At 62.2% G+C, this 1,586-nt stretch carries 2 protein-coding genes; both read left to right on the forward strand.

The window, feature by feature from the left end:
- Positions 1–551: type 2 periplasmic-binding domain-containing protein (locus NKJ88_RS32875; protein ID WP_352446972.1), on the forward strand; the 551-nt coding region annotated here is incomplete at its 5' end.
- Positions 552–627: 76 nt separating this feature from the next.
- Entirely contained in the window at positions 628–1,548 is a 921-nt protein-coding gene (locus tag NKJ88_RS32880) for a carbohydrate ABC transporter permease (protein ID WP_352446973.1), read from the forward strand.
- Positions 1,549–1,586 lie beyond the last annotated feature (38 nt).

Here is a 1,586-nt window from a genome sequence, read left to right on the forward strand (position 1 = left end):
AGTGGTACACCGGCCTCGACTCGGGTCGCTATGCCACCTGGCTCGCTGCGGGCTGGGGTCCGCTGTTCCTGACCTCGGTCGCCAAGACCAGCGTGGGCAAGTGGCGTGCCGCCGATCTGCCGCAGTGGGACGCGAGCAAGTTCGTGACTGGCGCTTGGGGTGGCTCAGCGCTGGCCGTGATGAAAGCGACCCAGCATCTGCCCGAGGCCGCCGAAGTCGCGATCTGGCTGAATACGAATCCCGAAGCCACAAAGCTCTACACCACCAAGCAAAACTTCTTCCCCTGCACCAACGCGCTGCTGTCGAGCCCGGAATGGGCGAGCGCCAAGCCGGAATTCTTTGGCGGCCAGGAGGTGAACAAAGTGTTTGCCAAATCAGCGAGTGCCGTGGCGCCGTTTGAGTGGAGCCCGTTCCAGGGCTTCCTCTACCAGTCGATGTCCGATGAATTCGGCGCTTCGATCAGCGGCAACGGCACGCTGTCGGATGCGTTCGACCGTGTCCAGGATGCCGTGGTCACCTACGCGAAGGACCAAGGCTTCACCGTGGCCTAACTCCTCCCGGGCACCGGCCGGGCGCGCCTTGATGGCGCGCCCGATCTCTTTATCTTGCAGGATGGGGACCAGGGCATTGTCGAACTCGCCAGCCGCAGCGACGCGCCCAGCGCGATCGGGCGGTTTTACGTCACGAAAGCTGGCGCCCTATCTGTTCCTGGCGCCCTTCATGCTGCTGTTTATCGCCTTCATCGTCGCGCCGCTGGTCTATGCGTTCTACATGAGCCTCTACCGCGACACGCTGGTGGGCGGACGGCAGTTCGCGGGTGCAGCCAGCTACATCAAGGTCGCGGACGACGCCAAATTCTGGGGCGGCGTGTGGAACCTCGTTTTGTTCGGCATCGTGCAGGTGCCGATCATGCTGGCCCTGGCGTTGTTGTTCGCCATCGTGCTCGATCGTGGCCAGGTCTATGCCAAGGGCGTCTTCCGGCTCGGCTTCTTCCTCCCCTATGCTGTGCCGAGCGTGATCGCGACGATCATCTGGGGTTATCTCTACGGCCCCACCTTCGGCCCGTTCACGCAGATTGCCAAGGCGTTCAACCTGCCGCCGCCGGACTTCCTATCGCCGGGCGCGATGATCTTCTCATTGGCCAATATCGTGACGTGGGAATATGTCGGCTACAATATGGTGATCTACTACGCCGCGCTGAAGGCGATCCCGTCGGACCTCGCCGAGGCCGCGCGGATGGACGGCGCCTCGCCCTGGCAATTTGCCCGGCTGATCCAGCTGCCGCTGCTGTGGCCGGCGATCCTGCTCACCGTCATCTTTTCGATTAACGGCACACTGCAGCTGTTCAATGAGCCGTATTTGATGCGCGCGCTCGCCAGTAACACCATCAATTCGAGCTACACGCCGAACCTCTATGCCTATTCTCTGGCGACTAAGAACCAGCAGTATGGCTATGCGGCCGCCGTTTCGTTCGTGCTTGGCATCGTGATCGCCGGTGCCTCCTACATCTTCACCCTGATCGCCAACCGCCGTCGGTCGGAGCAATGATGACTGCGACCACCGACATCGCCACTTTCGAGGCTGCC

Source organism: Mesorhizobium sp. M0016 (assembly GCF_040324035.1).
Classification (GTDB): Bacteria; Pseudomonadota; Alphaproteobacteria; order Rhizobiales; family Rhizobiaceae; genus Mesorhizobium.